Annotated in this window: 30 protein-coding genes and 2 tRNA genes; 17 read left to right on the top strand and 15 right to left on the bottom strand. The window is 62.9% G+C overall.

The genetic code is table 11. From position 1 onward, the window contains the following. The first annotated feature begins 191 nt into the window (after window positions 1–191). On the top strand, window positions 192–365 hold the full coding sequence (locus V1479_RS09490; RefSeq protein WP_173190424.1) for a transcriptional regulator: 174 nt from the start codon (window positions 192–194) through the stop codon (window positions 363–365). On the opposite strand, the gene V1479_RS09485 is transcribed toward V1479_RS09490, so the two are convergent. The 3 genes from V1479_RS09485 to V1479_RS09475 all read right to left on the bottom strand — a co-directional run bounded on the left by V1479_RS09485 (window position 351) and on the right by V1479_RS09475 (window position 2,548). Next, window positions 351–968: a LysE/ArgO family amino acid transporter gene (locus V1479_RS09485; protein ID WP_368802677.1), complete on the bottom strand. Its 618-nt coding sequence runs from the start codon at window positions 966–968 to the stop codon at window positions 351–353. The genes V1479_RS09490 and V1479_RS09485 overlap by 15 nt on opposite strands. Before the next feature lie 225 nt (window positions 969–1,193). Then, window positions 1,194–1,949, bottom strand: a complete 756-nt coding sequence (locus V1479_RS09480) for an SOS response-associated peptidase (RefSeq protein WP_368802676.1) — start codon at window positions 1,947–1,949, stop codon at window positions 1,194–1,196. Between the two features lie 20 nt (window positions 1,950–1,969). Then, on the bottom strand, window positions 1,970–2,548 hold the full coding sequence (locus tag V1479_RS09475) for a DUF2799 domain-containing protein (protein WP_368802675.1): 579 nt from the start codon (window positions 2,546–2,548) through the stop codon (window positions 1,970–1,972). Between the two features lie 132 nt (window positions 2,549–2,680). Between V1479_RS09475 and V1479_RS09470 the strand changes: the two genes are divergently transcribed. From V1479_RS09470 to V1479_RS09430, 9 genes are all read left to right on the top strand, one after another. Further along, on the top strand, window positions 2,681–3,103 hold the full coding sequence (locus tag V1479_RS09470) for an NUDIX hydrolase (RefSeq protein WP_368802674.1): 423 nt from the start codon (window positions 2,681–2,683) through the stop codon (window positions 3,101–3,103). Between the two features lie 23 nt (window positions 3,104–3,126). Beyond that, window positions 3,127–3,507, top strand: a complete 381-nt coding sequence (locus tag V1479_RS09465) for a TIGR02301 family protein (RefSeq protein WP_173190416.1) — start codon at window positions 3,127–3,129, stop codon at window positions 3,505–3,507. A 141-nt stretch (window positions 3,508–3,648) separates the two neighbouring features. Then, window positions 3,649–3,906: a hypothetical protein gene (locus V1479_RS09460; protein ID WP_173190414.1), complete on the top strand. Its 258-nt coding sequence runs from the start codon at window positions 3,649–3,651 to the stop codon at window positions 3,904–3,906. Window positions 3,907–4,009: 103 nt separating this feature from the next. Then, on the top strand, window positions 4,010–4,828 hold the full coding sequence (locus tag V1479_RS09455) for a hypothetical protein (RefSeq protein ID WP_368802673.1): 819 nt from the start codon (window positions 4,010–4,012) through the stop codon (window positions 4,826–4,828). Between the two features lie 74 nt (window positions 4,829–4,902). Beyond that, the gene (ygfZ, locus tag V1479_RS09450) at window positions 4,903–5,784 is read left to right on the top strand and encodes a CAF17-like 4Fe-4S cluster assembly/insertion protein YgfZ (RefSeq protein WP_368802672.1); all 882 of its coding nucleotides are present in this window, start codon (window positions 4,903–4,905) and stop codon (window positions 5,782–5,784) included. After that, entirely contained in the window at window positions 5,784–6,395 is a 612-nt protein-coding gene (locus V1479_RS09445) for an HD domain-containing protein (RefSeq protein ID WP_368802671.1), read from the top strand. The genes ygfZ and V1479_RS09445 overlap by 1 nt, the downstream gene beginning before the upstream one ends. A 128-nt stretch (window positions 6,396–6,523) precedes the next feature. After that, window positions 6,524–7,402 (top strand): mechanosensitive ion channel family protein, encoded by an 879-nt coding sequence (locus tag V1479_RS09440; protein ID WP_368802670.1) that lies wholly within the window; start codon window positions 6,524–6,526, stop codon window positions 7,400–7,402. 67 nt (window positions 7,403–7,469) lie between these two features. Beyond that, window positions 7,470–7,904, top strand: coding sequence for a LysM peptidoglycan-binding domain-containing protein (locus tag V1479_RS09435; protein ID WP_368802669.1), 435 nt, complete (start codon window positions 7,470–7,472; stop codon window positions 7,902–7,904). A gap of 118 nt (window positions 7,905–8,022) precedes the next feature. Continuing rightward, window positions 8,023–9,261 (top strand): MFS transporter, encoded by a 1,239-nt coding sequence (locus tag V1479_RS09430; protein ID WP_173190409.1) that lies wholly within the window; start codon window positions 8,023–8,025, stop codon window positions 9,259–9,261. Window positions 9,262–9,273: 12 nt separating this feature from the next. On the opposite strand, the gene V1479_RS09425 is transcribed toward V1479_RS09430, so the two are convergent. Then, the gene (locus V1479_RS09425; protein WP_368802668.1) at window positions 9,274–9,792 is read right to left on the bottom strand and encodes a PaaI family thioesterase; all 519 of its coding nucleotides are present in this window, start codon (window positions 9,790–9,792) and stop codon (window positions 9,274–9,276) included. Next, complete coding sequence (gene recO, locus V1479_RS09420) at window positions 9,789–10,544, bottom strand: DNA repair protein RecO (protein WP_368802667.1); 756 nt, start codon at window positions 10,542–10,544, stop codon at window positions 9,789–9,791. The genes V1479_RS09425 and recO overlap by 4 nt, the downstream gene beginning before the upstream one ends. An 88-nt stretch (window positions 10,545–10,632) precedes the next feature. Here recO and V1479_RS09415 point away from each other — a divergent pair, with 88 nt between their 5' ends. Then, window positions 10,633–11,544, top strand: a complete 912-nt coding sequence (locus V1479_RS09415) for a bifunctional helix-turn-helix transcriptional regulator/GNAT family N-acetyltransferase (RefSeq protein ID WP_368802666.1) — start codon at window positions 10,633–10,635, stop codon at window positions 11,542–11,544. Here V1479_RS09415 and era read toward each other — a convergent pair whose 3' ends face one another. From era to V1479_RS09380, 7 genes are all read right to left on the bottom strand, one after another. Next, entirely contained in the window at window positions 11,545–12,465 is a 921-nt protein-coding gene (gene era, locus V1479_RS09410; protein ID WP_368802665.1) for a GTPase Era, read from the bottom strand. Beyond that, window positions 12,465–13,193, bottom strand: a complete 729-nt coding sequence (rnc, locus tag V1479_RS09405; RefSeq protein WP_368802664.1) for a ribonuclease III — start codon at window positions 13,191–13,193, stop codon at window positions 12,465–12,467. The genes era and rnc overlap by 1 nt, the downstream gene beginning before the upstream one ends. 15 nt (window positions 13,194–13,208) lie before the next feature. Next, window positions 13,209–13,958 carry a signal peptidase I gene (gene lepB / locus V1479_RS09400; protein WP_368802663.1) on the bottom strand — a complete coding sequence of 250 codons (750 nt, stop codon included), beginning with the start codon at window positions 13,956–13,958 and terminating at the stop codon, window positions 13,209–13,211. 67 nt (window positions 13,959–14,025) lie between these two features. Then, complete coding sequence (gene acpS, locus V1479_RS09395; protein ID WP_368802662.1) at window positions 14,026–14,427, bottom strand: holo-ACP synthase; 402 nt, start codon at window positions 14,425–14,427, stop codon at window positions 14,026–14,028. Window positions 14,428–14,438: 11 nt separating this feature from the next. Continuing rightward, window positions 14,439–16,676, bottom strand: coding sequence for a RelA/SpoT family protein (locus V1479_RS09390; RefSeq protein WP_368802661.1), 2,238 nt, complete (start codon window positions 16,674–16,676; stop codon window positions 14,439–14,441). A 112-nt stretch (window positions 16,677–16,788) separates the two neighbouring features. Beyond that, window positions 16,789–17,187, bottom strand: coding sequence for a DNA-directed RNA polymerase subunit omega (rpoZ, locus tag V1479_RS09385; protein WP_368802660.1), 399 nt, complete (start codon window positions 17,185–17,187; stop codon window positions 16,789–16,791). Between the two features lie 126 nt (window positions 17,188–17,313). Next, window positions 17,314–17,682 carry a DUF305 domain-containing protein gene (locus V1479_RS09380; protein ID WP_368802659.1) on the bottom strand — a complete coding sequence of 123 codons (369 nt, stop codon included), beginning with the start codon at window positions 17,680–17,682 and terminating at the stop codon, window positions 17,314–17,316. Window positions 17,683–17,946: 264 nt separating this feature from the next. On the opposite strand from V1479_RS09380, the gene V1479_RS09375 reads away from it, so the two are divergent. Both V1479_RS09375 and V1479_RS09370 read left to right on the top strand, forming a co-directional pair. Next, complete coding sequence (locus tag V1479_RS09375) at window positions 17,947–18,531, top strand: LabA-like NYN domain-containing protein (protein WP_173190391.1); 585 nt, start codon at window positions 17,947–17,949, stop codon at window positions 18,529–18,531. Continuing rightward, window positions 18,531–19,196 carry a uracil-DNA glycosylase gene (locus V1479_RS09370; protein ID WP_368802658.1) on the top strand — a complete coding sequence of 222 codons (666 nt, stop codon included), beginning with the start codon at window positions 18,531–18,533 and terminating at the stop codon, window positions 19,194–19,196. The genes V1479_RS09375 and V1479_RS09370 overlap by 1 nt, the downstream gene beginning before the upstream one ends. Before the next feature lie 15 nt (window positions 19,197–19,211). Here the strand turns inward: V1479_RS09370 and smpB are convergent, their stop codons facing one another. Then, on the bottom strand, window positions 19,212–19,688 hold the full coding sequence (smpB, locus tag V1479_RS09365) for an SsrA-binding protein SmpB (protein WP_368802657.1): 477 nt from the start codon (window positions 19,686–19,688) through the stop codon (window positions 19,212–19,214). Between the two features lie 25 nt (window positions 19,689–19,713). After that, window positions 19,714–20,595, bottom strand: coding sequence for a 4-hydroxy-tetrahydrodipicolinate synthase (gene dapA, locus V1479_RS09360; RefSeq protein WP_368802656.1), 882 nt, complete (start codon window positions 20,593–20,595; stop codon window positions 19,714–19,716). A gap of 239 nt (window positions 20,596–20,834) precedes the next feature. Here dapA and V1479_RS09355 point away from each other — a divergent pair, with 239 nt between their 5' ends. Together V1479_RS09355 and V1479_RS09350 are read left to right on the top strand one after the other, a co-directional pair. Next, a complete protein-coding gene (locus V1479_RS09355; RefSeq protein WP_368802655.1) occupies window positions 20,835–22,928 on the top strand; it encodes a lytic transglycosylase domain-containing protein in 2,094 nt (697 codons plus the stop codon). A 47-nt stretch (window positions 22,929–22,975) separates the two neighbouring features. After that, window positions 22,976–23,812 carry an alpha/beta fold hydrolase gene (locus V1479_RS09350; RefSeq protein ID WP_368802654.1) on the top strand — a complete coding sequence of 279 codons (837 nt, stop codon included), beginning with the start codon at window positions 22,976–22,978 and terminating at the stop codon, window positions 23,810–23,812. Window positions 23,813–24,041: 229 nt separating this feature from the next. On the opposite strand, the gene V1479_RS09345 is transcribed toward V1479_RS09350, so the two are convergent. Beyond that, a complete protein-coding gene (locus V1479_RS09345) occupies window positions 24,042–25,091 on the bottom strand; it encodes a porin (RefSeq protein WP_368802653.1) in 1,050 nt (349 codons plus the stop codon). Window positions 25,092–25,576: 485 nt separating this feature from the next. On the opposite strand from V1479_RS09345, the gene V1479_RS09340 reads away from it, so the two are divergent. Together V1479_RS09340 and V1479_RS09335 are read left to right on the top strand one after the other, a co-directional pair. Then, window positions 25,577–25,667: transfer RNA gene (locus V1479_RS09340), tRNA-Ser, on the top strand. A 380-nt stretch (window positions 25,668–26,047) separates the two neighbouring features. Next, window positions 26,048–26,124, top strand: a tRNA-Arg gene (locus V1479_RS09335). Window positions 26,125–26,145 lie beyond the last annotated feature (21 nt).

Genomic DNA, 26,145 nt, shown 5'->3' with positions numbered 1-26,145 from the left:
ACGCGGACGCGCCCCGTCCGGGCGTGGCGCGGATGCAACACGCGGCGGACAATAGGATTTTATTAAACATGTCTTCAAAGACAGCGCCCAAACTCATCGAAATGCCCTCACCGGGACACCGTTTCGACCAATTCGGTACCCATCTCAGGGGCATGTCCAACAGCGCCAGCGGGGCGCAAAAGGGGAAGACGATGCAACCGACCGCCACACACCCAGCCCTGGAAGCCGAACAGGACCGCGCACGACGCGCACAATACGCGACGCTGACCGCTCACTATGGCGAGATCGGCTCTGCGGCACTGCTGGCTGCGCTGGTGTGTGCCCAGCAGAAGCGCGATACAGAGCAGGACTCAAAGGCCGCGTAACAGGCTGATGCCGATCGCGGCCATGACGAGCCCGACCAGGATGTCGAGCACGCGCCACGCAGCCGGTTTTGCGAATACTGGCTGCAGCAGCCTGGCCCCGTAGCCCAGGCCGAAGAACCAGACAAACGACGCGATGCATGCGCCAACGCCGTAGGCAAGCCGTGCACACCCCTCGAACTGGGCCGAAAGCGAGCCCAGAAGCAATACCGTATCCAGATAGACATGCGGGTTGAGGAAGGTGAAGGCGAGGCACGCGGCTATCGCTGCACGCAGACTGCCCTCGCCGCTCCTTGCTGCCTGCATCGCCTGGGGGTTCCACGCTCGCCGGAAGGCGATCGCCGCATAGGCGAAGAGGAACGCCGCGCCGCCGATCGTCACCACCAGTATGAGACGCGGCGATGCCGCAACGAGCGTTCCGAGGCCGGCAACGCCCGCGGCGATGAGCACGGCATCGGAGAGCGCACATATCAGGCACAGCACAAAGACATGCTGGCGCAGCAGGCCCTGGCGCAGGATGAACGCGTTCTGCGCGCCGATCGCAATGATCAGCGACAGACCGAGCAGAAAACCGGAAAAGAACGCGGGAGCAAGCGAAGGCGACATTTCAGTCGTGTGAAACAGTGCGACCGATTTCGCAATGAGCCAGCATGAACGCGCCGGTGCTACAAAGGTGCGTCCTTCGAGGCTCGCTGCGCTCACACCTCAGGATGAGGGGATCGTTGCGCATCGGCGCGACAAGCTCGCGGGCTCGACGGTCGTTCTGTTGACGCGGTGGACCCTCTCCGCTGCGAGCGCAGCGAGCCTCGAAGGACACACGAACGAGAGCTTTCAGAACAGCTTTAGCTGATCATCGCCGGCGGATTTCGGTTTCGGCTTCTGCGGCGGTTCTTCGGCCACCTCGGCACGCTCCTGAATGTCGGGACTCGTGTTGGCGACCTTGTTGACCTTGTCGGAAACCGGAATGGCGTCGAAAAAGCCGGGCTCGACCGGCTGCGTGATATCAGCGACGTCGCGCGGTTCGTTGTTGATGCAATCGAGCCAGCGCGCGAAGTCCTGCGGTTTCACTACGACCGGCATGCGGTCGTGGATGTGCGATATCTGTTCGTTGGCCGCACAAGTGAGGATCGCGACGGTGTCGATTTCCGATCCGCCGGGCTCGGCATAGGTTTCCATCAATCCGCCGAACGCCACGACACCGCCATTTGCCGGTTTCACCCAATAGGGCTGCGGCACCTTGCGACCCGCACGCTTCCATTCGTAGAAACCGGATGCCGGGATCAGCACCCGGCGATGCCGCATCGCGGCGCGGAACGCCGGCTTGGTAGCCGCCGTTTCCGAGCGCGCGTTGATGAGCAGCGGGAATTTGCTGACATCCTTGACCCAGCCGGGAATGAACCCCCAGCGTACGAGCATGCTGGTGCGATCCGGCTGGTTTGAGCCGGGCGCGCGCGGCGGGCCGCCCATGACGACGAGGACAGGCTGGGTCGGCGCTATGTTGTAGCGCGGCGGAAACGCCTCGACAGGCGCGCCGAGCGCCTCCTCGATCTCCGTGAATTCCTGAACCAGTGCAAAGCGACCGCACATCGGCCGGCCATCCTCATTTGCTATCGACGCGTGAAGCCGCGCGAATTCACATAGAGATCATAGTCGCCCTCGGCCTCCCAGACACGGCGCTCCGCAGATCGCAGGGACGAACGCTTGATCTCGATGTCTCCCGAAATTCGCTGGCGATCCTCCGGCTTTTCGGCTTTCTGCCTCGCATCCAGAAGGGAATCGAGCTCGCGCTGGATTCTGTCGCGGGACGCCCTCGCATCGTACAGCGCCTTGGACACGGAATATGCGGCCTCGAAATCGGTCTTCAGTTCCAACGGGCAGGAGTTTGCGTAAGAGCGCCCTTCCCGTCCCATGGTCAGGCCGTTTTCCGGCGTGCAGAACACTCGAAAGCCCTGCTCCCAGCCGATGCTCCACTGTTGCTGGTCGACGGGCAGCTTGTGCTCCGCGCAGGCACGCCGATGATCTTCGATGTAACTGGCGGGATGACCGGCCGCGCCGTTCTCCCGTCCGAGTTGCTGCCAGTTGGCGGTCCGGCACTGGTCCTCGTTCAGCGTCGCGCACGATGCGAGGCCAGCGAATGCAACCGCTACGGTTGAAACGCGCCACGCCAAGGAAAGATGGTTTGACAAGATTGAAAGCCCCCTGCTTACCTGCTCGCCGCGCAATCTGAACGCGCGGGAAACCGCGTGCAACCCGAACCGGAAGCGGTTCTGGAAATGGATGCGGTTTTCCCCGACCAACAGACGGAGACCGGACCGGACATGAAACATAGACCGCTGAGCGCCGTTTCGGCCGCGATCTTTCATGACGGGCGGTTCTTGCTGGTGCGACGCGGGCGGGCACCGGCCAAGGGGCTCTACGCCTTCCCCGGAGGCCGGGTCGAGGAAAGCGAAAGTCTCGAGGATGCCGTGCGCCGCGAGGTGATGGAAGAAACAGGCGCCACGCTCGCCACCGTCGACCATTTGGTCGACCTCGACATTGTCGCCGAAGACGACACCGATCGTGTCGAGTTCGTGCTCAGCGTCCATATCGCGGGCTTTGCCGGCGGCGACATCGCGCCCGGAGACGACGCCGATGCGGTTGCCTGGCTCACAGTCGACGAGATGGCGCGTCTGCCGCTCGCCGGCTCCGTGCTGGAGATCGCGCGGCAGATCGCGGAAGAACAAGCGTCTTGCGGCAGCTAGCATATTCAGCGAGACATTCAGCCATGAACGTACTCGCCACACGCCTGATACCGCTGTTTCTCGGCGCCCTGCTTTTCACCGGCGTGCCCGCTGCGCGCGCGGCCGAATCGCCTTTCGAGGGTCAGTTGATCCGCCTCGCCGAGATTCTGGGTTCGCTGCATTACCTGCGCAACCTGTGTGGGGAGAGCGGCTATGAGTGGCGCGACCGGATGCAGGCGCTGCTCGAAGCTGAAGACCCGGACGACACCCGCCGGGCGCGCTTCGTAGCCAGCTTCAACCACGGCTATCGCACTTTCGAAGGCACCTACGCGACCTGCACGGACTCTGCGATCGAGGCAATCGACCGCTACATGAAAGAGGGCGAGGCGCTGACGCGCGATACTGCAACACGGTTCGGAAATTAACCGTATCTGGACGGGATTTAGGAATAAGTTAACTTTTAAGTAATTGGGGCGGCGCGCGCCGCATTTCCTGTGCTAGAAGCCTTAATGGGACATTAAAGGGACTGAGCCGGTCAGATTCGGCGACAGCTACGGGTGGATTGAATGGATCGAGGGCTCAGCGACATCGACGTGCTGATTCGCGAGGAAAAGCGCCTCACTGCGGTCGAGAGCTACGAAGACGCATGGGCGGAGGGCCGTGCAGCCGGGATCGAGCCGGAAATCATGGCCGATGCCGCAATTGCCACGGCACTGGGCGAACTGATGCGCACGGCCGGAGAAACGGGCGCGCTCGCGTTGCTGGAGCGGATGCGCGAACGCCTCGTAGCGGGCGAGTTCGAGCCCGAACTGCGCATCCACTGACACCCGCATTCATCTGAAGTGTTGCAGCGCCGCATCCCGCGGTGCGGTGATTTGCACTATAGTCGGGTCAAGTAGGCACTCTTGCAGGGAGCGACCGCGACCCATGGCGATCAGCCGTGACCCACTTTTTGGCTATCAGGCAGCGCGTTTCGGCGCAGCGGCCGGTTTTGTTGTACTGGCGATGGCCCTTGCCACGCCTCAAGCGCTCGCGCTGAGCGAGATTCAACGTGAGGACGTGCCGGTTTCGGAGGAAGAGGAAAACGGTTCCGGCGAAATCCAGCGCGAGGAGCTTCCGCCCCCCGCTCCCGTAGAGGAGAGCGAACCGGTGCCGAGCGAGGAAAGCCAGCCTGCCCCGCCGCCGGCCGATATGTCGGTGCCCCTGCCCGACCCAATCGTCATTCCCCGTGACCCGCAGCCCACCGACGTCGAAAGCGGAGCCGGGCAGGACGAACCGGTTCCTGAAATTCTCTACGATGTGGAACTGCTGCCCGAACCGGTGCAGCGCATGCGTGCGCTGATCATGGAGGCGTGCGCTTCCGGCGACATCGAACGGCTGCGCCCACTGCTGAGCGGTGGCGAGAACGGAACGCAACTCTCTTTCGGGCAGGTGTCCGGCGATCCCATCGAGCACCTGCGCGGGCTTTCCGGCGACGATAAGGGGCACGAAATCCTTGCCATCCTCTATGAGGTGCTGGCGGCGGGCTACGTGCGGCTGGACGAAGGAGAGCCGGGCGAGATGTATGTCTGGCCATATTTCTTCGCGGTGCCGCTGGAAAACCTCACCGACCCGCAGCGGGTGGAGCTCTTCAAGCTGGTGACGGCGGGCGACTACGAGGACATGAAGAATTTCGGGGCCTATATATTCTACCGAATCGGCATCTCGCCGGAAGGCCGCTGGATCTTCTTCGTGGCAGGAGACTGACCCGCAGCGCACTTGCCCGAGCCTCCCGAGGCGCTTAGGTAAGGCGGCGTCATCATCGCAAATCGGGCCGTCTTATGCCGACAGCACTCCTCTCCAGCCGTTCCGTGATTCTCGTCGACGGGCCGGACGCGGAACATTTCCTCCAGAACATCCTGACGACCGATCTCGACCGGCTCGGTCAGGGCGAGCTGAAACCCGGCGCGCTTCTGTCGCCGCAGGGCAAGATTATGTTCGACTTCCTGATCTCGCGCGACGGCGAAACCGGTTTTCGCCTGGATTGCCGCTCCGACCTTGCCGACGACTTCGTGAAACGACTGACGCTCTACAAGCTGCGTGCAAAGGCGGAAATCAGCAAACAGGATCAAGCGGATATCGCAGTTTACTGGGGCGATGAATCGGGTGGCTCACAAACCGATTCAACGGCAGCCGGCGCCGATTGGCTGGTCGACCGACGCTTCCCCGCATCCGCAAAGGTGCTGCGGCGCTACGGGACTCCGGCCAGCGCCGATGCGAGCGAGCAGAAATGGACGGGCATGCGCATCGCCAACGGCATTGCCGAAAGCGGAGAGGATTTTGCCGCCGGTGACGCCTTTCCGCACGACGTGCTGCTGGACCTTGCCGGCGGCGTCGGTTTCGGCAAGGGATGCTATATCGGCCAGGAAGTCGTCTCGCGCATGCAGCATCGCGGCACCGCGCGACGCCGGGTGATGCTGGTCGAGGCGGCGGACGAGCTTCCCGACAGTGGAACGGAGCTTCGCGTCAACGATCGTGCGATCGGCACACTTGGCAGCTCCAAGGGAACCGCTGGTCTCGCCATCGTGCGCATCGACCGGGTGAAGGATGCGCTCGACGCCGGCCAACCTGTCATGGCCGGCGACGTCGCCGTAACACTCTCGATTCCGGCATGGGCAAGCTACACGCTGCCACAGGACAAGACAGACGCGGAGCAGTCGTAATGGCCGACAAGCCGTCGGCCCCGCCGCGCGCCTGGCAGCGCATGCTTTCCGGACGCCGGCTCGACCTGCTCGACCCCTCGCCGCTGGACGTGGAAATCGCTGACATTGCGCATGGGCTGGCGCGCGTGGCGCGCTGGAACGGCCAGACTCGCGGCGACCACGCTTTCTCGGTGGCCCAGCACTCGGTGCTGGTAGAAGAAATCTTCACGCGCGCTACGCCGGCCTGCTCACCCAACGAGCGGCTTGCCGCGCTGCTGCATGACAGCCCCGAATACGTGATCGGCGACATGATCTCGCCCTTCAAGTCGGTCGTCGGCGGCGGCTACAAGGAGGTCGAAGCCCGGCTGCAGCGCGCGATCCATTTGCGCTTTTCGCTGCCGCCGCTGCTGAGCGAACGACTGAAGAAGTCGATCAAGCGTGCAGACCACGTGGCGGCATGGTTCGAGGCAACGCAGCTTGCTGGCTTTTCGGAGCAGGAAGCAGCAAAGTTTTTCGGGCGTCCGCGCGGGCTCAACAGCGACGGACTGGCGCTCGAGCCGGTGCCGGCGAAGGTCGCGCAGAAAGCATTCGTCAGGCGCTTTGGCGAGATCGAGAAGCTGCGCGGTCGATAAGGCCAGCCTCCCCGTCTGGGTCGATCTAACCGACGTTTCGCTGAAATTTTCTGGGCTTCGAGCGCAACCGCACCAAGTCTGTGCTAATTAGCCCAAGCGAAACCAGATGAAAGGACGAGGCCGAACACATGGAAGAACTTCAGACCAGAACCGCGGATATGATGGATGCCGGCCAGGTTGCACTGCTCCGGCTCAGCGAGTTGGGAGTGACCTATTCCTTCTCGATCCTCGGTGCGATCCTCCTCATCATCGGCGGCTATATCGTTGCCAATGTCGCGCAGCGATCGGTCTATGGGGCTCTGGGCCGCTTCCGTGGGTTCGACGAGACACTGAGGAAGTTCTTCTCGCAGATCGTACGCTACGCGATCCTTATCCTGGTTGGCATCACCGTGCTGGCCCAGTTCGGCGTTCAGACGGCCAGCATCATCGCAGCCCTTGGCGCAATCGGCCTGGCCATCGGCCTGGCGCTGCAGGGAACGCTCCAGAACATCGCCGCCGGCATCATGCTGCTCGCGCTGCGCCCGTTCCGCGTGGGCGAGTACATCGATGCAGGCAGTGTTTCCGGTACGATCCAGGAAATCGGGCTTTTCGCCACGGAGTTGAAAACGCTCGACGGGCTCTTCGTCCTGTCTCCCAACAGCGAACTCTGGAACACGCCCGTCACCAACTACTCCCGCAACCCGCTGCGCAGGAACGACCTGACCATCGGCATCGGCTATGACGACGACATCGACCTGGCATTTGACATCATGACCGGGGTGATCGGTGGCGACGAGCGCGTGCTTTCCGATCCAGAACCGGCTGTCTTCGTTTCGCAGCTAGGCGACAGCGCCGTCGACGTAACGATCCGCTACTGGACCAGCACCCCTAACTGGTGGCCGGCCAAGCTCGAATTCACCAAGCGGATCAAGCACCTCTTCGACGAAAAGGGCATCTCGATCCCGTTCCCGCAGCGAAGCGTCCATTACGTCGGGCAGCCGCAAGGCGATGCGTTGCCGGCCGACTGAGCCGGCGCAATCAACGGGCGGCGCCTGCGCCATATTTCTGTTGCCGAAATTCCGCTATGATCGCGAGATGAAGGTGCAGATACATATGGCGATGATCGCCGCCCTGCTGCTTGGCGGTGCACCCGCTGGCGCGGCCAGCCTTTGCCCCGGGCGGGTGCTCATATCCTATGGCGACACGCTGAGCTCCATCGCCAATGCCTGCGGTATCAGCGTCGCAGCGCTGCGAAGCGCCAACCCCGGCCTGAGCGCGGCGAACCTGCGCGCGGGAATGTCGATCACCGTGCCACGGCCGGCGCTCCCTTCCCCCATGGCCGAAACGAACCGGCCGCTGGTGCGTATCGCCCCGCCGCTGGTTCCGCCGGCCATCGGCGGCGGTGGCTCGTCAACGGTGATCCTTCCACCAGAGCCGCTGCCCGTGCCGCAGCAACATATTCTGCGCGGGTTCGGCGACAAACCGGGCCAGCTCCCGCTGCCGCCCGGCCATTCCAGCCCGTTCAACTGAGCAGCGACGCGCGAACTGTTCAAGCTTCAACAGAATTGAAGTGTTCATCGCTTCTATTCATTTCCACAAAAGCCGGTTGTGGCCTAGCTTGCGTTCTCTTTCGTTCGGGATTCCCAGCATGTCCAAGACCGCTTCCGCTCAATCCGGTGCGCCGAGCCTGCCCTGGCTTATCATCATATGCGGGTGCCTGATCGCCGCGATAACCTTCGGGCCGCGTTCGGCCATGGGCTTCTTCCAGTTGCCGATGCTGGCGGAAAAGGGCTGGGACCGGACAACATTCGGGCTGGCGATGGCGATCCAGAACCTTGCCTGGGGGCTCGGAACGCCGATCTTCGGCGCGCTGGCCGACAAGTTCGGCACCTGGCGCGTGCTGGCGCTTTCGGGCGTGATGTACGCTGCCGGGCTGGTGATGATGGCCAATTCGGATTCGGTAGCGATGCTGCATCTGGGTGGCGGCGTGCTTGTGGGCCTGGGCGTTGCCTCCGGCTCGTTCGGGATCGTGCTTGCCGCCTTCGCCCGCAATGTCGCGCCTGAGCAGCGCAGTTTCGCCTTCGGGCTCGGAACCGCCGCCGGGTCCGCCGGCATGTTCCTGTTCGCACCGCTCAGCCAGGGGCTGATCTCCGCCTATGGATGGTACGATACGCTGGTGGTCATGAGCGTGATGATGCTCATCATCCCGGTGCTTGCAATTCCCCTGCGCGGCAACTCATCAAGCGGCTCAGCACAACAGGCGGTCTACCGTCAGACGGCGGGCGAGGCGCTGCGGGAAGCGCTCGGCCATCGCAGCTATCTGCTTCTGGTCTCAGGGTTCTTCGTCTGCGGCTTCCAGGTCGCGTTCATTACAGCGCACTTTCCCGCCTATATCTCCGATATCGGCATCGACGCGCGCTATGCTGTGATCGCGTTGGCGCTGATCGGCTTTTTCAACATCATCGGCTCGCTATCGGCCGGATATATCGGCCAACGCTATTCCAAGCCGATGTTTCTCGTCTGGATCTATCTCGGCCGCTCGGTGCTGGTAACAGCATTCCTGCTGCTGCCGCAGACGCCCGCGACGGTGGTCACGTTCTCGATCCTGATGGGCCTGCTGTGGCTTTCGACCGTGCCGCCGACCAACTCGCTCGTGGCGATCATGTTCGGCACCGCGCATCTGGGCATGCTGGGCGGCGTGGTCTTCTTCTCGCACCAGATCGGCTCTTTCCTGGGCGTGTGGCTGGGCGGCTATCTCTACGACGCCTTCGGCACTTACGATCCGGTGTGGTGGCTGGGTGTGCTGCTCGGTCTGTTCGCTGCGGTCGTCCATTGGCCCATCAAGGAGCGGCCAGTCGACCGTCCCACCCTTCAGCCGGCCGAGTAGGCGCGGCCGAGCCTAGCGCGGAGCCAGATTCGCGAGCGGGAAGATCGAGCAGGTTTCGGTACCGAAGGCCAGCAGCCGACCGTTAGCGTCGGTCAACCGCGCTTCGGAGACGGCCAGCGTGCGGCCCTTGTGCACGACCTTGCCCTCGCAGGTGACTTCGCCGGTGTCGGGCGTGATCGGCCTTGTGTAGTTGATCTTCATCTCCGCCGTCGAATAGGCCTCGCCCGCCTTGAGCAGCGTATGGACGCAACAGCCGAGGGCGGAATCCATTACCGTCGCTGCCCAGCCGCCATGAACGCCGCCAAGCGGATTGAGATGCTGCATGCCCGGCACGCCCTTGAACACCGCCCTGCCCTCTCCGACCTCGACCAGCGCGAAGTTCATGCGCTCGGCGATGGGCGGCGCCGGATATTCGCCAGCAACCACACGGCTCAACGCTTCGATACCGCTGAGCGTGGCCATGTCGGCATGCGGGATCGTGCCGAGGCCGAGGCGAGCCACATGACCGGGAAACAGTTCGATTGCGTTCATGCGGCGTTTTCTCCATTGCCGGGCGATGAAAGTTGTTTGCGAAGTGCGGCCAGGAAGCCAAGGCGCGCCTCCGGCTCCTCCAGCCCGCGCGGCTCATAGACATTGCGGGCAAAGAAAAAACCTGTGAGCCGAAACGCATCCTCCATCGCTGCCAGATCGGCCCGCAGGCCCGATCCGCGGCGCAGGAAGGCAGGCAGTGCCAAGAGGCGGTCGGCCCACGGTGCGCCGGCGGTGCGGCTGACCGCACGGCCGGTCTTTGGTGAAACGTAGACCAGATCGTCGCTGCCGCCGGTGGCGGCGCAGCGGGCAAGATCGAGGCCGAAACCGAGTTCGTCCAGGATGAGGAGTTCGAACCGTACCACCAGCTCGGCGGCGGATGCTGGATCATCGAGATGCTCGATCAGAAGGTTCAGCGTCTCGTATAGATTGGCATGAGGATCGCGCTCCGGCAGAAGCCGCAGATGGCCGGCAATCGTCTGCAGGCCATAGACGGCACAGGCGCTGTCGAACAGGCGTGCAGCGTGCAATTCAAGCGGCTCGACCTGGTAAAGGCCGAGGTGCTCGTCCAGCCGGGCGCGCCAGATGACGTCGATGCGGTTTCCAGGCTGAAGCAGCGGTTGCATGCGCCGCGACCGGCCGCCGCGCACCATGCCGAGATGCCGGCCGTGGGCGCGGGTCATCAACTCCAGGATGACACTCGTTTCGCCGTGCCGCCTGGTGCCCAGAACGATTCCTTCGTCGCGCCATTCCATCGCAGGAGCCTTCCACCAACACGGTGCGAAATTCAAGGCGGACGCGCTAGCCTCTTGCCATTGCCATATATCTGACTAAAGTCAAATAATGGATCGTTCAGCAATCTCCCGCGTTCGCAGTTTCAACCGGCTCTTCACACTGCGCGTCGGCGCGCTCAACGACAGCTATCTCGGGCGTGGGCGTCCGCTCGGGCTTGCCCGGCTGTTGTTCGAGGTAGGTCCGGACGGTGCAGACCTGCAGGACTTGCGCGAAAGACTTGGGCTCGATTCCGGTTATATCAGCCGGCTGCTGAAGACGCTGACCGACGACGGGCTCGCCGTCGTCGAAGCCGACCTCGCCGACCGGCGGCGCAGGCGCGTGGAACTTACCAAGGTCGGCAGGGCCGAATGGGATGCCTATGACGCGCTTTCCGACGACTTTGCCCGGTCGATGCTGCAGCCGCTCGGCGAAAGGCAGCGCGAACGGCTGACCGCGGCCATGGCCGAGATCGAGCTGCTGCTGAACGCGGCATCAATCACCATCGCGCTGGAGCCAGAAGACAGCGAGGATGCGAAGCGATGCGTCGACGCCTATTTCCAGGAACTCGACCGGCGGTTCAAAAACGGGTTCGATCCGGGCAATGGCGGCTATGCGGGTGACACAAAGGATCGGGAAAGCCGAAGCTGGTTTCTCATCGCGCGCAGCGACGGGCAGCCGGTGGGATGCGGTGCGCTCAAGGCGCTGGATGCCACGACGGGCGAGATCAAGCGCATGTGGATCGCGCCAGATGCGCGTGGGCTCGGCCTGTCGCGGCGGCTGCTGAACGAACTGGAGGGGTTGGCGCGCGAGGCCGGGATGACGCGCGTGCGGCTCGACACCAACGGGACGCTGAAGGAAGCGCAGGCGCTCTACCGCAAGGCCGGCTACCGCGAAATCGGCCGCTACAACGACAATCCCTATGCCGAACTGTGGTTCGAGAAGGACCTCGTCACCGAAGGACGGGAGACGTCCGCTGCCTGATCAGTGCGGGAACTCCAGCCCCATTTCACGATAGCGCTCCGGGTCATTGCCCCAGTTTTCGCGAACCTTGACGAACAGGAACAGATGCACCGGCTGCTCCAGGATTTCGCCGATCTCCTTGCGAGACGCCTGGCCGATGGCGCGGATCGTCTCGCCCTTGTGGCCGAGCACGATCTTCTTCTGGCTGTCGCGCTCGACGTAGATGACCTGCTCGATGCGCACCGAGCCGTCCTTCTTCTCCTCCCATTTCTCGGTTTCGACGTGGGACGAATATGGCAGCTCCTGATGCAGCCGCAGGTACAGTTTCTCGCGGGTGATCTCGGCTGCGAGCTGGCGCATCGGCAGGTCCGAAATCTGGTCTTCCGGGTAATACCAGGGCCCCTCGGGCAGGCGCTTGGCAAGATAATCGAGAAGGTCGCGGCAACCCGAACCGGTCAGCGCCGAAATCATGAAGGTCCGCTCGAACTCGGCGCGCTCGTTGGCCTCGGCGGTCAGCTTGAGCAGGTTTTCCGGCTTGACCCGGTCGACCTTGTTGAGGATGAGGATTTTGGGCTGGCGCACGTTGGCGAGGTTTTCAAGCATCGCCTCGGCGTCACCCCTGATGCCGCGCTCCGCATCGATCAGCACCACCACGACGTCGGCATCCTTGGCGCCGCCCCAGGCGGTGGTGACCATGGCCTGATCGAGCCGGCGGCGGGGCTTGAAGATGCCCGGCGTATCGACGAACACGATCTGCGCGTTGTCATGTGTCGCGATGCCCCGCACGACGGCGCGTGTGGTCTGCACTTTGTGCGTGACGATCGATACCTTGGCGCCGACGAGTTGGTTGACGAGCGTCGACTTGCCTGCGTTCGGCGCGCCGATCAACGCAACGAAGCCGGAGCGGGTCTCCGCCGGTGCTGCCAGATTTTCGTCGCTCATCAATCCGTCTCCTGGGCCCACACGCCCTCGCGCAGCAGCATCGCGGCAGCCGCCGCCTGCTCGGCTTCGCGCTTCGACCTTCCCGACCCCGTGGCCGGCGCAACGCCGGCTATCTTTACCGACACGTCGAACACCGGATCATGATCCGGTCCCTCGCGCCTGTCGATCACATAAAGCGGCGACGCCTTGGCAACCTGATGCGCCCATTCCTGCAACTCGGTCTTGGCATCGCGCCGCGCCGCCGTGGGTGCTTTCGAACGCTTCTCCCAATGCCGGCGAATAAAGGCACGCGCTGCCTCCAACCCGCCATCGAGATAGATCGCCGCGATCAGCGCCTCCATGACGTCGGCGCGCAGATTGACCTGCTTGCGGCTGGCAAGCGCCCGCAGTTCGCTGCCGGTCTGGATGAGCCCGGAAAGGCCTACCTCGTCAGCGATCTCCGCAAGCGTTTCCGCGTTGACCAGCGCGTTGAGACGCAGCGAGAGTTCGCCTTCCGGCGCACCCGGATTCGCCTCGAAAACCATCTGTGCGACCACAAGGCCAAGCACCCGGTCGCCAAGGAATTCCAGCCGCTGGTAGTCGCTGCCTTCGGTGCCTTTCGCGCTGGCATGGGTCAGCGCACGGCGCAGAAGCGCGACATCGGCGAAGGAAAAGCCGCTGAAAGCCTCGATCGCGCTTACCAGTTCGGCGTCGCTGGCCTCAATACGCTTCTGGTTTCTTGCGGCCATCACGCCATGACCGCTTTACCGGACCATCGAGAAGAAGCGCGACGGTCTCAGATCGGTCGGCCACTTCCAAAGCTCCAGCGGGCTCGAGCCGCCGGCGATGGAGAAGAAGATGATGTTGGCACGGCCGACGAGATGATCTTCCGGAACGAAGCCGACGTTGAAGCGGCTGTCGGTGGAGTTGTCGCGGTTGTCGCCCATCATGAAATAGTGGCCGGCAGGAACGACGAATTCGCGGGTATTGTCGCCGATGCCCTCTGGCGTCAGATCGAGGGTGTCGTAGGAGACGCCATTCGGCAGCGTCTCGCGCCATACTTCGACCGGGCGATTAACCTCGGTGATGTCCGGGTTGTTGATTTCGCCGACCTTCTCGCGTGGAACAGCGTCGCCATTGATGAAGAGCTGGCCGTCACGCATCTGCACGGTATCGCCGGGCAGGCCGATCACCCGCTTGATGTAGTCGAGCGACGGGTTGGGCGGGAACTTGAAGACAACCACGTCGCCGCGCTCCGGGTCCGAGCCGAAGATCCGGCCGGAGAACAGGTCGGGCGAGAATGGCAGCGAATGCTTGGAATAGCCGTAGGCCCACTTGGTCACAAACAGGTAGTCGCCTTCCAGCAGCGTGGGGCGCATCGAGCCGGACGGGATCGAGAAAGGCTGGAACAGGAATGTGCGGATGACGAGCGCAAGCAGCAGCGCCTGCACGATGACGCTGACGGTCTCGCCAAACCCGCCCGATTTCTTCTGCGATTTATCGGCCACGCTCATTTTGTCCTCTGTTCGGTCGCGCCCCTCTTAGCCGCTCGCGCGGCGGCGGGCAACGCATAGCTGGCGCTCAGCCCAACGGCCGCGCCTCGATGATGACGAAGGCCTGAGCCAGGGGGAAATCGTCGGTGATGGTGACGTGCACGAACGCCTCATGGCCGGCTGGGAGCATCTCGTCCAGACGCCGCGCGGCGGCGCCGGTAAGCGCCATGGTCGGCTTGCCGCCGGGCAGGTTGACGACACCCATGTCGCGCCAGAAGACGCCGCGCGCAAAGCCGGTGCCCAGCGCCTTGGAGCAGGCTTCCTTGGCGGCGAACCGCTTGGCATAGGATGCAGCACGCTCCTTGCGGCGCTCCGACTTCTCGCGCTCGACGTCGGTAAAGACGCGGGCGATGAAGCGCTCAGGATGACGCTCCAGCGTCTTTTCGATCCGCCGTATGTCGATCAGGTCGCTGCCGATGCCGATGATCATGAGAGGTCCTGTCAGCCGTTGACGCGACGTGCTTCGCTGACGCTCGAATTGTCCTTCAGCTGGGAGAGCAGCCGGTTGAGGTGCTTGAGGTCCCAGACTTCCAGGTCGAAGACCATTTCGGTGAAGTCGGGCGCCGTCTGCACCATCGAGAGCGTATGGATGTTGGCGTCGTTGTTTGCGATCGTCTGGGCAATCGAAGCAAGCGATCCGGGCTCGTTTATGGCGGTGACCGAAACGCGCGCCGGAAAACGCTCCTTCATGTCCTCGTCGATGTCCCAGCGCACGTCGATCCAGCGTTCCGGCTGGTCGTCAAACGCGGTCAGCGATGGCGACTGGATCGGGTAGATGGTGATACCCGATCCCGGCTGCATGATGCCGACGATTCGATCCCCGGGCACGGCTCCTTCCGGCGCGAATGAAACCGGCAGGTCGCCGCGTACGCCGCGGATCGGCACGGCCCCGCCGGCACCGGACACTTCCGTCTTGCGGCTCTTGCGCGCAGATGCGCGACCCGGGATCTGGAACAGCATGCCGGCTGCGTTGCGCAGGTTGAACCAGCCCTCCTCGCGCTCCTTCGCCGATTGGGTGACGCGCTCTTCCTTGTGCTCGGGGAACACCGCCTTCATGACATCCGGCGAGGAGAGTTCGCCGCGCCCGACGGCCGCCAGCACGTCCTCGACCTCCTTGCGTGCAAGCCTGTGCAACACCGGCTTGAGCTGGTCCTTGGAAAAGGTCTTGCCGGCACGCTCGAAGGCGCGCTCGAGGATGCGCGCGCCGAGGCCCGAATACTGCTTGCGGATCGCGTTCTTGGTCGCACGGCGGATGGCCGAGCGCGCCTTTCCAGTGACGACGATCGATTCCCATGCGGCCGGCGGCACCTGCGCCTTGGAACGGATGATCTCGACCTCGTCGCCGTTTTTCAGCTCGGTCATCAGCGGCATGATGCGACCGTTGACCTTGGCGCCGACGCAGGTGTCACCGACATCGGTGTGGACCGCATAGGCGAAGTCGATTGGCGTCGCCCCACGCGGCAGCGCGATCAACCTGCCCTTCGGCGTGAACGCGAAGACCTGGTCCTGGAAAAGCTCCAGCTTGGTGTTTTCGAGGAACTCCTCGGGATTGTCGCCCTCCGACAGCGCCTCGATGGTCTGGCGTAGCCAGGCATAGGCGTTGGTATCCTTCGAGATGGTGTGGCCTGCAGCTTCGGTCTTGCTGCCATGGTCCTTGTAGATCGAATGCGCGGCAACGCCATATTCGGCCACGGCATCCATGGCCTGGGTCCTGATCTGCAGCTCGACACGCTGGCGCGACGGGCCGACGATGGTGGTGTGGATCGACCGGTAATCGTTCTGCTTCGGCGTCGAGATGTAGTCCTTGAAGCGGCCCGGAACCATCGACCACCGTGTGTGGATGGCGCCCAGCGCCCGGTAACAATCCTCGATATTGGCGAGGATGACGCGGAAGCCGATCAGGTCGGAGAGCTGCTCGAAGGAAATCGCCTTGGTTTCCATCTTGCGGAATACCGACCACGGCTTCTTGCGGCGGCTCTTCACCTCGGCATAGAGCGCGTGCTCAACAAACAGTTCTGACAGCGCGTGCTCGATCTCGCCAACGACGCCCTTGTTGCGGTCGAAGAACTCGGCAAGACGCTCGGTCACGGCCTTATGCGCTTCCGGATTGATGTAGCGGAAGGCCAGTTCCTCCAGCTCTTCGCGCATGTCCTGCATGCCCATGCGACCGGCGAGCGGCGCATAGATTTCCATCGTCTCCTCGGCAATGCGGAGCCGCTTTTCGGGCCGCATGTGGTCGAGCGTCCGCATATTGTGGAGGCGGTCGGCCAGCTTGACGAGCAGGACGCGTACGTCGTCGGAAATCGCCAGAAGCAGCTTGCGGAGGTTTTCGGCCTGCTCGGCCTTCTTGGAGACGAGGTCGAGTTTCTTGAGCTTGGTCAGGCCTTCGACCAACTTGCCCATGTCCGGCCCGAACAGGGTGTCGATCTCGGCGCGGGTAGCTGAGGTATCCTCGATCGTGTCGTGGAGGAGCGCGACGGCGATCGTGGCCTCGTCCATGCGCATGTCAGTGAGAATCGCAGCAACTTCGAGCGGATGCGAGAAATAGGGGTCGCCCGAAGCCCGCCGCTGATGGCCATGCTTCTGCATGGCATAGACATAGGCCTTGTTGAGCAGCGCCTCGTTGACGTCGGGCTTGTAGCGCTGAACGCGCTCGACAAGCTCGTACTGTCGCATCATGGGCGGAAATCCTGTCGCTCAAACGAAGACATGCGCCGCGCAGGCCTGCGGGCGCATGTTCTAGATAGACACGATTGCGCCGCCGATAAAGTGGCGGCTGCTGTGCCAGCTATCAGAAATCGTCGCTCTTCTCCGGCGCAACGAGCCCCTCGATGCCGGCAAGCAGGTCTTCTTCCGACATGCGGTCGAAGGTGACGGCGTCGTCTTCAGATTCCGTCTCGACCGACGCGACGGTCGTCGCATCGGCAAGCTCCGGCGCGTCGACGGCTTCGGGCTCGTCAACCTCGACGTGCTTCTGCAGCGAATGGATCAGGTCTTCCTTGAGATCGCCCGGGGAGAGCGTCTCGTCGGCGATCTCGCGAAGCGCGACCACGGGGTTCTTGTCGTTGTCGCGATCGATCGTGATCGCCGCGCCCTGGGAGATCTGGCGCGCACGATGTCCGGCCAGAAGAACCAGCTCGAAGCGGTTCTCGACCTTGTCGATGCAATCCTCAACGGTAACGCGGGCCATGTATCGCCCCTTTCATTGGTGGAATTGTCGGAGAGTTTGCCGGTCCATATCGCGAACGGCGCCGAAAAACAAGCTTCATGCACCGAACCGGCAAACCTTCCGAGCACGGCCCGCCCACACCCGCAGCTATTGGGCGTTCTTTTCCAACCAGGATTTCAGAAACGCGATCTCGCCCTCCTGCGCGGCGATGATCTCCTCGCTGAGCTTGACGAGTTCGGCATCGCCCTCGCCGCTTTCCAGATATGCCTTTGCCATGTCGATGGCGCTCTGGTGATGCGGAATCATCATCAGAGCGAAGTCGACGCCTGGCTTGCCGGTCATCTGCATGGCCATCATGTCGTCGTTCATCCTGGCCATTGCGTCCATATAGGCCCCTGAGGCGCCTTCCATGGGAGCAGAGCCGTGACTGCCATGTACAGTCTGCGCCTGAGCGCCGAAAACAGCCAGACCGCAGGCAAAGACGATCGCGCCGAGCGAGGTGAGGATGCGGGACATCGAAAACTCCATTTTTTTCTAGGGACGATCGACGGCATGCGGCTTCCACCTGCTGGAAGGTCAAGCCGAAAGTCCCCCAGCCTCGCCACTTCGCGTAATCGTGATGCAAATCGCCTCGGGGCGCGGTTGATCCCCTTGGAATGAACAGATTGCGGCGTTATCTCATTTGGTAGCGGGTCTCAAACAACGTTCAGATTACCAAACGACGTTGCCACAGGCTCGACGTTTCAGACGGCTTGTATTGATGACCAAGGATATTTCAGCATGTTCGACCCCCGCGAGAAGATCGCACTCTTCATAGACGGCGCCAATCTCTACGCAACTTCCAGGTCGCTGGGCTTCGACATCGACTACCGCAAGTTGCTCGCAAACTTCCAGAAACGCGGTTACCTGCTGCGCGCCTACTATTACACCGCGCTGGTGGAGGATCAGGAATATTCATCGATCCGACCGCTGATCGACTGGCTCGACTACAATGGCTACATGGTGGTGACGAAGCCGGCCAAGGAGTTCACTGACGCCACGGGCCGCCGGAAGATCAAAGGCAACATGGACATCGAACTGACCGTCGAAGCGCTGGAGCTTGCGGACGTCGTCGACCATTACGTCATCTTTTCCGGCGACGGCGATTTCCGCACGCTCGTCGAGGCATTGCAGCGCAAGGGTCGCAAGGTCTCCATCGTGTCCACCATGGCATCGCAGCCGCCGATGATCTCGGATGACCTTCGGCGCCAGGCGGATCACTTCATCGACCTTGCATCGCTGAAGAACGAGATCGGACGTGAACCTGGCGAACGCCCCGCGCGCCGGCCCGATCCCGAGCAGGACGACGGCGAAGACGATCTATGATGGCGCCGACATCTGCCGCGTGCGCGGAACCGGGCCGCGATTGTCCGCTCTGCCCACGCCTTCATTCCTTCATCGCGCTGTGGCGCGCCCGCGAGCCGGACTGGTTCAACGCACCGGTGCCAACCTTCGAGGCGGCCGGCGGGAACGAGACGGTGCGGTTTCTTATTGTCGGGCTGGCCCCGGGTTTGCGGGGGGCCAACCGGACCGGGCGTCCCTTTACGGGGGACTATGCCGGCGACCTGCTCTATTCGACGCTTTCGCGCTTTGGCTTCTCGCGCGGCGAGTTCAAGGCCCGACCGGATGACGGGGTGCAACTCATCGAGACCGCGCTGACCAATGCGGTGCGCTGCGTGCCGCCGGAAAACAAGCCGGTTGGCGCAGAGATCAACACCTGCCGGAATTTCCTCACGCCGACGATCCAGCGCTTTCCCAATCTTCGCGCCATTCTCACCCTCGGAACGATCGCTCACCAGTCGACCGTGCGCGCGCTGGGCCAGCGTGTTGCAGCCTACCCGTTTGCCCACCGCGCGGCGCAGGATGTCGGCACGATCAGGCTGTTCTCGAGCTATCACTGCTCGCGGTACAACACCAATACCGGCCGGCTGACCGAAGAGATGTTCGTCAGCGTTTTCAAGGATGTAAGGGATTTTCTTGATAGCGACTAGGCTGGCTCACACGGGCTAGCCGTGCTGCTTGAGAAGCCGTCCCTTTTCGCGCGCCCAGTCCCGCTTCTTCTCGGTTTCGCGCTTGTCGTGAAGCTTCTTGCCGCGTGCGACGGCAAGCAGCATCTTCGCGCGGCCGCGATCGTTGAAGTAAATCTTCAACGGCACCATGGTCATGCCTTCGCGATCAACCGCCTGGGACAGCCGCGCCATCTCCTTCTTGTTGAGCAGGAGTTTGCGCCTTCGCCGGGGCTCGTGATTGAAGCGATTGCCCTGGAGATATTCAGGCAGATAGGAATTGATCAGCCAGATCTCGCCGCCCTCGACCGAGGCGTATGACTCCTGGATGTTGGCCTGCCCCTCGCGCAGCGACTTGACCTCGGTGCCGGTCAGCACAAGGCCGGCCTCATAGGTGTCGACCACCTCATAGGCGAAGCGGGCCTTGCGGTTTTCGGCGACGGTCTTGCCGTTTATGGTGTTGCTGTTCTTGGCCATGATCAGTGAACGCGCGCGAGGCGCGTCAGTTCAGAAGCCCCGCATGGATAAGCGCGGCGTCGATTCGTTCCGCGGTGCCGGCCTCGACCGTCATCAACGGCGAACGCACGCTGTTTTCGACTTTCCCAAGACGCGAAAGCGCATACTTCGCGCCGGAGACGCCCGGCTCGATGAAGATCGCCTTGTGAAGCGGCATCAAGCGATCCTGAAGTTCGATTGCGCGGTCGCGCTCGCCAGCAAGCGACGCTTCCTGAAATTCGGCGCAGAGCCGTGGGGCAACGTTGGCAGTGACCGAAATCGCCCCTACCCCACCATGCGCGTTGAATCCCAGAGCGGAGGCGTCTTCTCCCGAAAGCTGGATGAAGTCGTTGCCGCAGGTAATGCGTTGCTCGGAGACGCGCTCGACCTTGCCGGTGGCATCCTTGACGCCGGCAATATTGGCGAACTCGCCAGCGAGGCGGCCCATCGTTTCCGGCGTCATGTCGATCACCGAGCGCGGGGGGATGTTGTAAATGATGATCGGCAGCTTGGTCGCCCGCGCGACCGCGGAGAAGTGCGCGTAGAGCCCGCGCTGCGTGGGCTTGTTGTAATAGGGGGTGACGACGAGCACGCCATCTGCGCCAACCTTCTCGGCATGGCGCACGAGTTCCACCGCCTCGGCGGTGTTGTTGGAGCCGGCGCCAGCTATGACCGGCACGCGGCCGGCCGCAACCTCGACGCACAGTTCGACCACCTCGCGATGCTCGGCATGCGATAGCGTGGGCGACTCGCCGGTGGTACCCACCGGGACGAGCCCGTTCGTCCCCTCCGCGATCTGCCACTCGACAAGGCTGCGGAAGGCATCTTTGTCCAGCGCGCCATCCCGCGTGAACGGCGTGACAAGCGCGGTCAGTGACCCTCTGAACATGATGCGGACTCCTGGGATGCCCCTTCGGGCGGCTTTGGGTGAAGGTTTTGCGCCGGCTTCTAGCCGAAAGCGCGGCTGCGCACCATAGTCTTGACACTTGCAGCCGGCAAGATGCGGGCGAATGTGGCTCGTTGATTGGCCAGCCCTGCGCTAACCTTTCGTTAACGCCATTTTCAGCGATTGGCGACAGAATGCGTTTTATCCGGTCCTGTCGTGGTCTGAAACAGAGGTTATCATCGATGAAGTGCAGCTCACTCGCTGCATCCGCCAGCCTCCTGATTTTCCTGAGCAGCTCTGCCTTGGCGCAGAGCGCGCTGCCAGAACTTGCGCCGCTGCCGTTCAGCCGGCCGCAAGCGAGTTCGGGGCTTTCGGCCATTGACGGTGCGATGGCCACCGGCTCGGTCGCGGCGTTCTCGGCGGCCGGTATGGCTGCCGACCTGCTTGCAGCAGACCCGTCAACGCTGCTGCGGAGCGGGCTCGACGCCATCGCTTCCGGAGAGATCGGCACGGCTCGCGGCATTCGTGATGCCATCAAGAAAGATACAATAGAGCATCGGCTGCTGACATGGGCCATCGCCTCATCCGGCGGAGCCAATCTATCGAGTGCCGAGATCGAAGCCGCCATCCAGGAACTTGCCAGCTGGCCCGGCCTCGACGCGCTGCGCGCCAACATGGAACGCGCGCTCAACCGGGAAGATGCCGGACCGCGTGCGGTTCTGGCCGCGATGGCCGACCGGCCACCGCAAACGGCCGAGGGTGTGATGATCCTTGCCCGGGCCCGGCTCGCGATGGGGCAGGTCGATGCAGCACGTATGGTCCTGTCACCCTTCTGGCGGACACAAAAGCTGAGTGCCCAGGACGAGCAGGCGATCCTTCGCGAGTTCGGCGGCCTGATTCCCGTCTTCGACCATCGATTCCGCATGGAGCGCATGCTTTATGATGACCGGATCGCCTCGGCGGAACGTGTTGCAGCTCTTGCCGACGGCCGGGAGCTGGCACGCGCCTTCACCGCTGTCGCGCGCAACGAGCGCAATTCCGGCGAACTGCTCGATCTGGTGCCGGAAGACCAGCGATCCGCAGCATATATCTTCGCGCGTGCGCGGCACCTGAGAAGGACCGGAAAGTACAACGAGGCAGCCACGGTGATGCTTTCGGCGCCGACCGACGCATCCTTGCTGGTGGACCCGGATGCCTGGTGGATCGAAAGACGCGTTCTTTCGCGCGAGATGCTGGACCTCGGAGATCCAAAGACGGCCTACAAGCTCGCTGCAGCCCATGCCGCCGAGAGCCCCGCACAGGCAGCGGACGCCGAATTTCATGCAGGCTGGTATGCCCTTCGGGGCCTGAAAGACGCTGAGGCCGGCGCCAGGCATTTCGCCCGCATTGCCGAGATTGCGGAAGGCCCGATCTCGCTGTCGCGCGCTTATTACTGGCTTGGCCGGGCCGCCGAGGCGGGAGGACCCGGCGATGCGGGCGCACATTACGAACGTGCGGCAGCCTACGGCACCGCATTCTACGGCCAGCTCGCGGCCGCTAAACTGGGCCGCGAAACGGTGCTGGCCGAGCCGCCCTCCCCGACCGAGGCCGACCGCAGCACCTTCGAAGGACGCGACGCGGTGAAAGCCATACGCCGACTCGACGCCGCCGGCCATGGCTACCGCAGCACCGACCTTTACCGGGCGCTGTCTCAGGAACTGACGAGCGTCGGCGAGCTCGCGCTGCTGGCAGGCATGGCCGAGAGCCAGGGCAACTACTTCCTCGCCCTGAGGATAGGGAAATGGGCGGCAGCGCGCGGGCTCGATGTCGGCGGGCTCACCCATCCGGTCGGGGCCATTCCCGCCAGTGCCGACATCGCCAGCCCCGGCAAGGCGCTGGCCTATGCCATTGCGCGGCAGGAAAGCGAGTTCAACGCCGGCGCTCGCTCCGGTGCGGGCGCTCTCGGGCTCCTGCAACTGCTGCCGGGTACCGCACGGGATATGGCCCGCAAGGCGGGGTTGAGCTACGCGCCGGCGCGGCTGACGAGTGACGCCGGTTACAATGCCACGTTGGGCGCACGCTACCTGGACGAACAGCTCGGGCGCTTCGCGGGCTCCTATGTGCTGACCTTCGCCGGGTACAATGCGGGCCCGCGGCGCGCGCAGGAATGGGTGGAGCGCTATGGCGACCCACGCGGCAAGGACATCGATACGGTCGTCGACTGGATCGAGCGCATTCCATTCCATGAAACGCGCAGCTATGTTCAGCGCGTGATGGAAAACTATCAGGTCTACAAGATGCGGCTTTCGGGGCAGATGGAAATCGCCACCGATCTGGTGAGCGGGCGCGCGCCCTGAACGCGCCGGACTTCATCGAACAGCGCTTCTCCGCGCCCGACGGCCTGATGCTGTCGGCACGGATCTATGGCGCGGGCCACGATGGCTTGATGCCGGCAATATGCCTGCCCGGCCTCACCCGCAACGCCCGCGATTTTCACGAGCTGGCGCTTTATCTTTCCAGGCACGCGCATACGCCCCGGAAAGTGGTGGTGTTCGAATATCGCGGGCGCGGCCGCTCGGACTATGACCAGGACTGGCACAACTACAATGTCGCCGTTGAGGCACGCGACGTGGCCGCCGGCCTCGTGGCGCTGGGGCTGGAGAATTGCGCGTTCATCGGCACGTCTCGGGGTGGCCTGATCATCTTCGCACTGGCGGCGATGGTGCCGCGCGCGATCAAGGCGGTCGTTCTGAACGACATCGGCCCGGTGCTTGAAGGCGCAGGTCTGGCGCAGATACGCGCTTATGTCGAAAGAGCACCGAAGCCGCAGAGTTTCGAGAAAGCGGCCGGCATATTGAAAGCAGCCCAGGGAGCGGCCTTTCCCGCGCTGACCGAAGACGATTGGCAGCGGATGGCTCGTGCCCTCTATCGCGACGAAAAAGGGCGGCCCGTGCCCGATTTCGACCCCGCGCTCGTCAAGACGTTGAAAGGGATCGATTTCAGCAAGCCGCTGCCCGTCTTCTGGCCACAGTTTCTGGGATTGAAGGCAGCACCGGTTCTGGCGATACGCGGCGCGAATTCGATGCTGCTATCCGCCGAAACACTGAAAGCGATGAAAGACCATCATCCGCGGCTCGAAGCTCTGACGGTGGATGGCCAAGGCCATGCGCCGATGCTCGAGACCGGCGATCTGCCTGCGCGCATAGAAGCTTTTCTGGAGCGCTCCGAAGCCAATCGATAGGCAATCGAACGCTACCGACGGTCCGTTGGTCTTGGGCTGAAGGCCGCCGCTGTCTGACGAAAGCTGCTCCGCTGCGCCCGACCCGACTTTCCTAGCCTGCATCTGCACGACAGCACACAAGTCCATCTGGCCATGGCCATGAGCGCCTAAAACCGTTCAAGCCATCCCGAAATACGAAAAGACCCGGCAGTTGCCTGCCGGGTCTTTCTCAAATCAACTCGTAAGCTGATTAGAAGGTACGGTCGAAGCGGATAGCCGCACGCCAGTTGTCGACGTCACCCACAATGGTGTCGGTCGTGGTGTACTGGACTTCCGGACGGATGCGGAGACCCGAAACCGGACGCCAGTCGAGACCACCGGTGACCTGCCAGGTGTCGTTGGAGGCCAGGTACTCGTCGTCGAAGTACTGGACAGCAGCAGCGATCGCCAGGGTCTGGCTCACGTTAGCCTTGGCGTATGCCAGGACCGAGAACTCCGAACCACCGATGGTGTAGATGGAGCCCGGGCCGCTTGCGTAGAAGAGGTGTGCACCGACGTCGAACATGCCGAACTTGGCATTGCCAACGAGCTTCGCGCCCCACTCTTCCACAACGGTGTCGTAGCCGACCATGGCGCCGATGTCGCCCCAGCCCTGGGTCAGCTTCACGCCGCCTTCGACAGCCGGCTCGAACTCACCAGAGCCACGCTCAACAGCAGCGATGATCGCCGAGAAGCCGTTGGCGCCATTGTACTGGTAGGACAGCTCGCCCGAGTTGTTGAAGCCGTAGGAGCCATCGAACGGGCCGAACGGCGAACCATAGCCGAGGAAGCGAGCATACGGCGTATCGCTCTTACCGAGACGGATGGTGCCATTGGCCTGCTGCAGCTCGATGAAGCCCTGGTTCAGGACGGTGCCGCCGGAACCGCCAACCAGACCGCCGGTCGAGTTCCAGTTGAAGCGAGCCTCAACATACGAACGGAGCGTGCCCCACTCGGTCTCGTTGCGCGCATCAACATTGAGCTGGAAGCGAGCGAACTTGCCGAAGCGGTAGTCATGCAGGTCGCCGTTGCCGTCAACCCAGTCGGCATCGTCGTAGTGCATCTCGTAGCGCATGTAGCCACCGATGCGCAGGCAGGTCTCGGTGCCCGGGATGTAGAAGAAACCAGCGCCGTACACGTCGCAGATGCGAACGTATTCCATCGGCTCCGGCTCGGCGATGACGATCGCATCAGCTGCGCGAGCGCCGGTTGCAGCGACAGCAGCCACTGCGGAGCCGAGAAGAAGGCTCTTGATGTTCATTTTCTGACCTCCAGTCAAAAGTTAAAAAGCGGGTCTGGGTATTTTTTGCTGAAGGACAGCGTTCCCTGCCCCATCCCCAATTCTCGAAAAAGACGCGACTTCACGCCCCTTCTTCGAGCATGACAATACGCATCGCGCCGTCGCGTTCAACTGCGTTCCCGGTCAGGAGGGGCTTGTGTGAGTGCTATCCAAAATCGCTGTTGCACAAATGACACGATTTCGATGCCCCTGGTAAGGAACTCTTAACCGCCAGGCCGCCCCGAGGGCCTTTATGGGGCCGGTTGAGTTCAGAATCGGTCGGTGCCGGGCGGAGAATCGCGGGCAGTCAGCGATTCCTCACATGGGGCGTGCACGCTGATTCCCTGATGCTTGGAAAGAGACGCGGAAAGCGCCGCTCTAAAAGGAGCCGAGGCTCTCAGCTTTTTTCATATGCGGGCTACGCGCTTGTTGATTGTCCCGCGCGTTTTCTTTATCCAGCGGGCGACGGAGAGGTGGCCGAGTGGTCGAAGGCGCTCCCCTGCTAAGGGAGTAGGCTCCAAAAGGGCCTCGTGGGTTCGAATCCCATCCTCTCCGCCAGTTGCTGCGCCAAGGCTTTTCAATCTCTGTCGGATACAGCCTGTGAGAGGCTAAACGCAGTCGCCACCTCCGCACCGAGGCGCAGAACTCCGGCACTCGAGTCCAGGTCGGCGCGTGCGATAAGCTGGAATTACAGCAATGTCGCTGCAGGGCTTCCGACATTCATACGCAGCTTTGCGAATCTATCTTCGCCAGCCAAACTGGCCTGCAATGGACCTACGACGCCGATAGCTTATGTTGAATGTGATCGGCCCGCGTCCGATCTTGAGAGCCTGTTGCCGGTCTTAGCTTCGATTTCACCTGTTGAAGCCGCCGATGCCATCCTGTAAGAACCCGCACTAGGCGACCCAGTGGCCACACCCGGAGCACTTCCGGGATAAGCACCCGTAGCTCAGCTGGATAGAGCGCTGCCCTCCGAAGGCAGAGGTCACAGGTTCGAATCCTGTCGGGTGCGCCAACAATGGAGAAGGCCTTGCAC

Origin of the sequence: Neoaquamicrobium sediminum (assembly GCF_040970315.1) — a bacterium.
In the GTDB taxonomy this organism is placed as follows: domain Bacteria; phylum Pseudomonadota; class Alphaproteobacteria; order Rhizobiales; family Rhizobiaceae; genus Aerobium; species Aerobium sediminum.
This window is presented reverse-complemented; position numbering and strand designations above follow the sequence as displayed.

What these genes read in the sequence shown, in the direction of transcription:
- V1479_RS09490 (WP_173190424.1), top strand. Translation starts at nt 192, where the DNA reads ATGCAACCGACCGCCACACACCCAGCCCTGGAAGCCGAACAGGACCGC.
- V1479_RS09485 (WP_368802677.1), bottom strand. Translation starts at nt 968, where the DNA reads ATGTCGCCTTCGCTTGCTCCCGCGTTCTTTTCCGGTTTTCTGCTCGGT.
- V1479_RS09480 (WP_368802676.1), bottom strand. Translation starts at nt 1,949, where the DNA reads ATGTGCGGTCGCTTTGCACTGGTTCAGGAATTCACGGAGATCGAGGAG.
- V1479_RS09470 (WP_368802674.1), top strand. Translation starts at nt 2,681, where the DNA reads ATGAAACATAGACCGCTGAGCGCCGTTTCGGCCGCGATCTTTCATGAC.
- V1479_RS09465 (WP_173190416.1), top strand. Translation starts at nt 3,127, where the DNA reads ATGAACGTACTCGCCACACGCCTGATACCGCTGTTTCTCGGCGCCCTG.
- V1479_RS09460 (WP_173190414.1), top strand. Translation starts at nt 3,649, where the DNA reads ATGGATCGAGGGCTCAGCGACATCGACGTGCTGATTCGCGAGGAAAAG.
- V1479_RS09455 (WP_368802673.1), top strand. Translation starts at nt 4,010, where the DNA reads ATGGCGATCAGCCGTGACCCACTTTTTGGCTATCAGGCAGCGCGTTTC.
- ygfZ (WP_368802672.1), top strand. Translation starts at nt 4,903, where the DNA reads ATGCCGACAGCACTCCTCTCCAGCCGTTCCGTGATTCTCGTCGACGGG.
- V1479_RS09445 (WP_368802671.1), top strand. Translation starts at nt 5,784, where the DNA reads ATGGCCGACAAGCCGTCGGCCCCGCCGCGCGCCTGGCAGCGCATGCTT.
- V1479_RS09440 (WP_368802670.1), top strand. Translation starts at nt 6,524, where the DNA reads ATGGAAGAACTTCAGACCAGAACCGCGGATATGATGGATGCCGGCCAG.
- V1479_RS09435 (WP_368802669.1), top strand. Translation starts at nt 7,470, where the DNA reads ATGAAGGTGCAGATACATATGGCGATGATCGCCGCCCTGCTGCTTGGC.
- V1479_RS09430 (WP_173190409.1), top strand. Translation starts at nt 8,023, where the DNA reads ATGTCCAAGACCGCTTCCGCTCAATCCGGTGCGCCGAGCCTGCCCTGG.
- V1479_RS09425 (WP_368802668.1), bottom strand. Translation starts at nt 9,792, where the DNA reads ATGAACGCAATCGAACTGTTTCCCGGTCATGTGGCTCGCCTCGGCCTC.
- recO (WP_368802667.1), bottom strand. Translation starts at nt 10,544, where the DNA reads ATGGAATGGCGCGACGAAGGAATCGTTCTGGGCACCAGGCGGCACGGC.
- V1479_RS09415 (WP_368802666.1), top strand. Translation starts at nt 10,633, where the DNA reads ATGGATCGTTCAGCAATCTCCCGCGTTCGCAGTTTCAACCGGCTCTTC.
- era (WP_368802665.1), bottom strand. Translation starts at nt 12,465, where the DNA reads ATGAGCGACGAAAATCTGGCAGCACCGGCGGAGACCCGCTCCGGCTTC.
- rnc (WP_368802664.1), bottom strand. Translation starts at nt 13,193, where the DNA reads ATGGCCGCAAGAAACCAGAAGCGTATTGAGGCCAGCGACGCCGAACTG.
- lepB (WP_368802663.1), bottom strand. Translation starts at nt 13,958, where the DNA reads ATGAGCGTGGCCGATAAATCGCAGAAGAAATCGGGCGGGTTTGGCGAG.
- acpS (WP_368802662.1), bottom strand. Translation starts at nt 14,427, where the DNA reads ATGATCATCGGCATCGGCAGCGACCTGATCGACATACGGCGGATCGAA.
- V1479_RS09390 (WP_368802661.1), bottom strand. Translation starts at nt 16,676, where the DNA reads ATGATGCGACAGTACGAGCTTGTCGAGCGCGTTCAGCGCTACAAGCCC.
- rpoZ (WP_368802660.1), bottom strand. Translation starts at nt 17,187, where the DNA reads ATGGCCCGCGTTACCGTTGAGGATTGCATCGACAAGGTCGAGAACCGC.
- V1479_RS09380 (WP_368802659.1), bottom strand. Translation starts at nt 17,682, where the DNA reads ATGTCCCGCATCCTCACCTCGCTCGGCGCGATCGTCTTTGCCTGCGGT.
- V1479_RS09375 (WP_173190391.1), top strand. Translation starts at nt 17,947, where the DNA reads ATGTTCGACCCCCGCGAGAAGATCGCACTCTTCATAGACGGCGCCAAT.
- V1479_RS09370 (WP_368802658.1), top strand. Translation starts at nt 18,531, where the DNA reads ATGGCGCCGACATCTGCCGCGTGCGCGGAACCGGGCCGCGATTGTCCG.
- smpB (WP_368802657.1), bottom strand. Translation starts at nt 19,688, where the DNA reads ATGGCCAAGAACAGCAACACCATAAACGGCAAGACCGTCGCCGAAAAC.
- dapA (WP_368802656.1), bottom strand. Translation starts at nt 20,595, where the DNA reads ATGTTCAGAGGGTCACTGACCGCGCTTGTCACGCCGTTCACGCGGGAT.
- V1479_RS09355 (WP_368802655.1), top strand. Translation starts at nt 20,835, where the DNA reads ATGAAGTGCAGCTCACTCGCTGCATCCGCCAGCCTCCTGATTTTCCTG.
- V1479_RS09350 (WP_368802654.1), top strand. Translation starts at nt 22,976, where the DNA reads ATGCTGTCGGCACGGATCTATGGCGCGGGCCACGATGGCTTGATGCCG.
- V1479_RS09345 (WP_368802653.1), bottom strand. Translation starts at nt 25,091, where the DNA reads ATGAACATCAAGAGCCTTCTTCTCGGCTCCGCAGTGGCTGCTGTCGCT.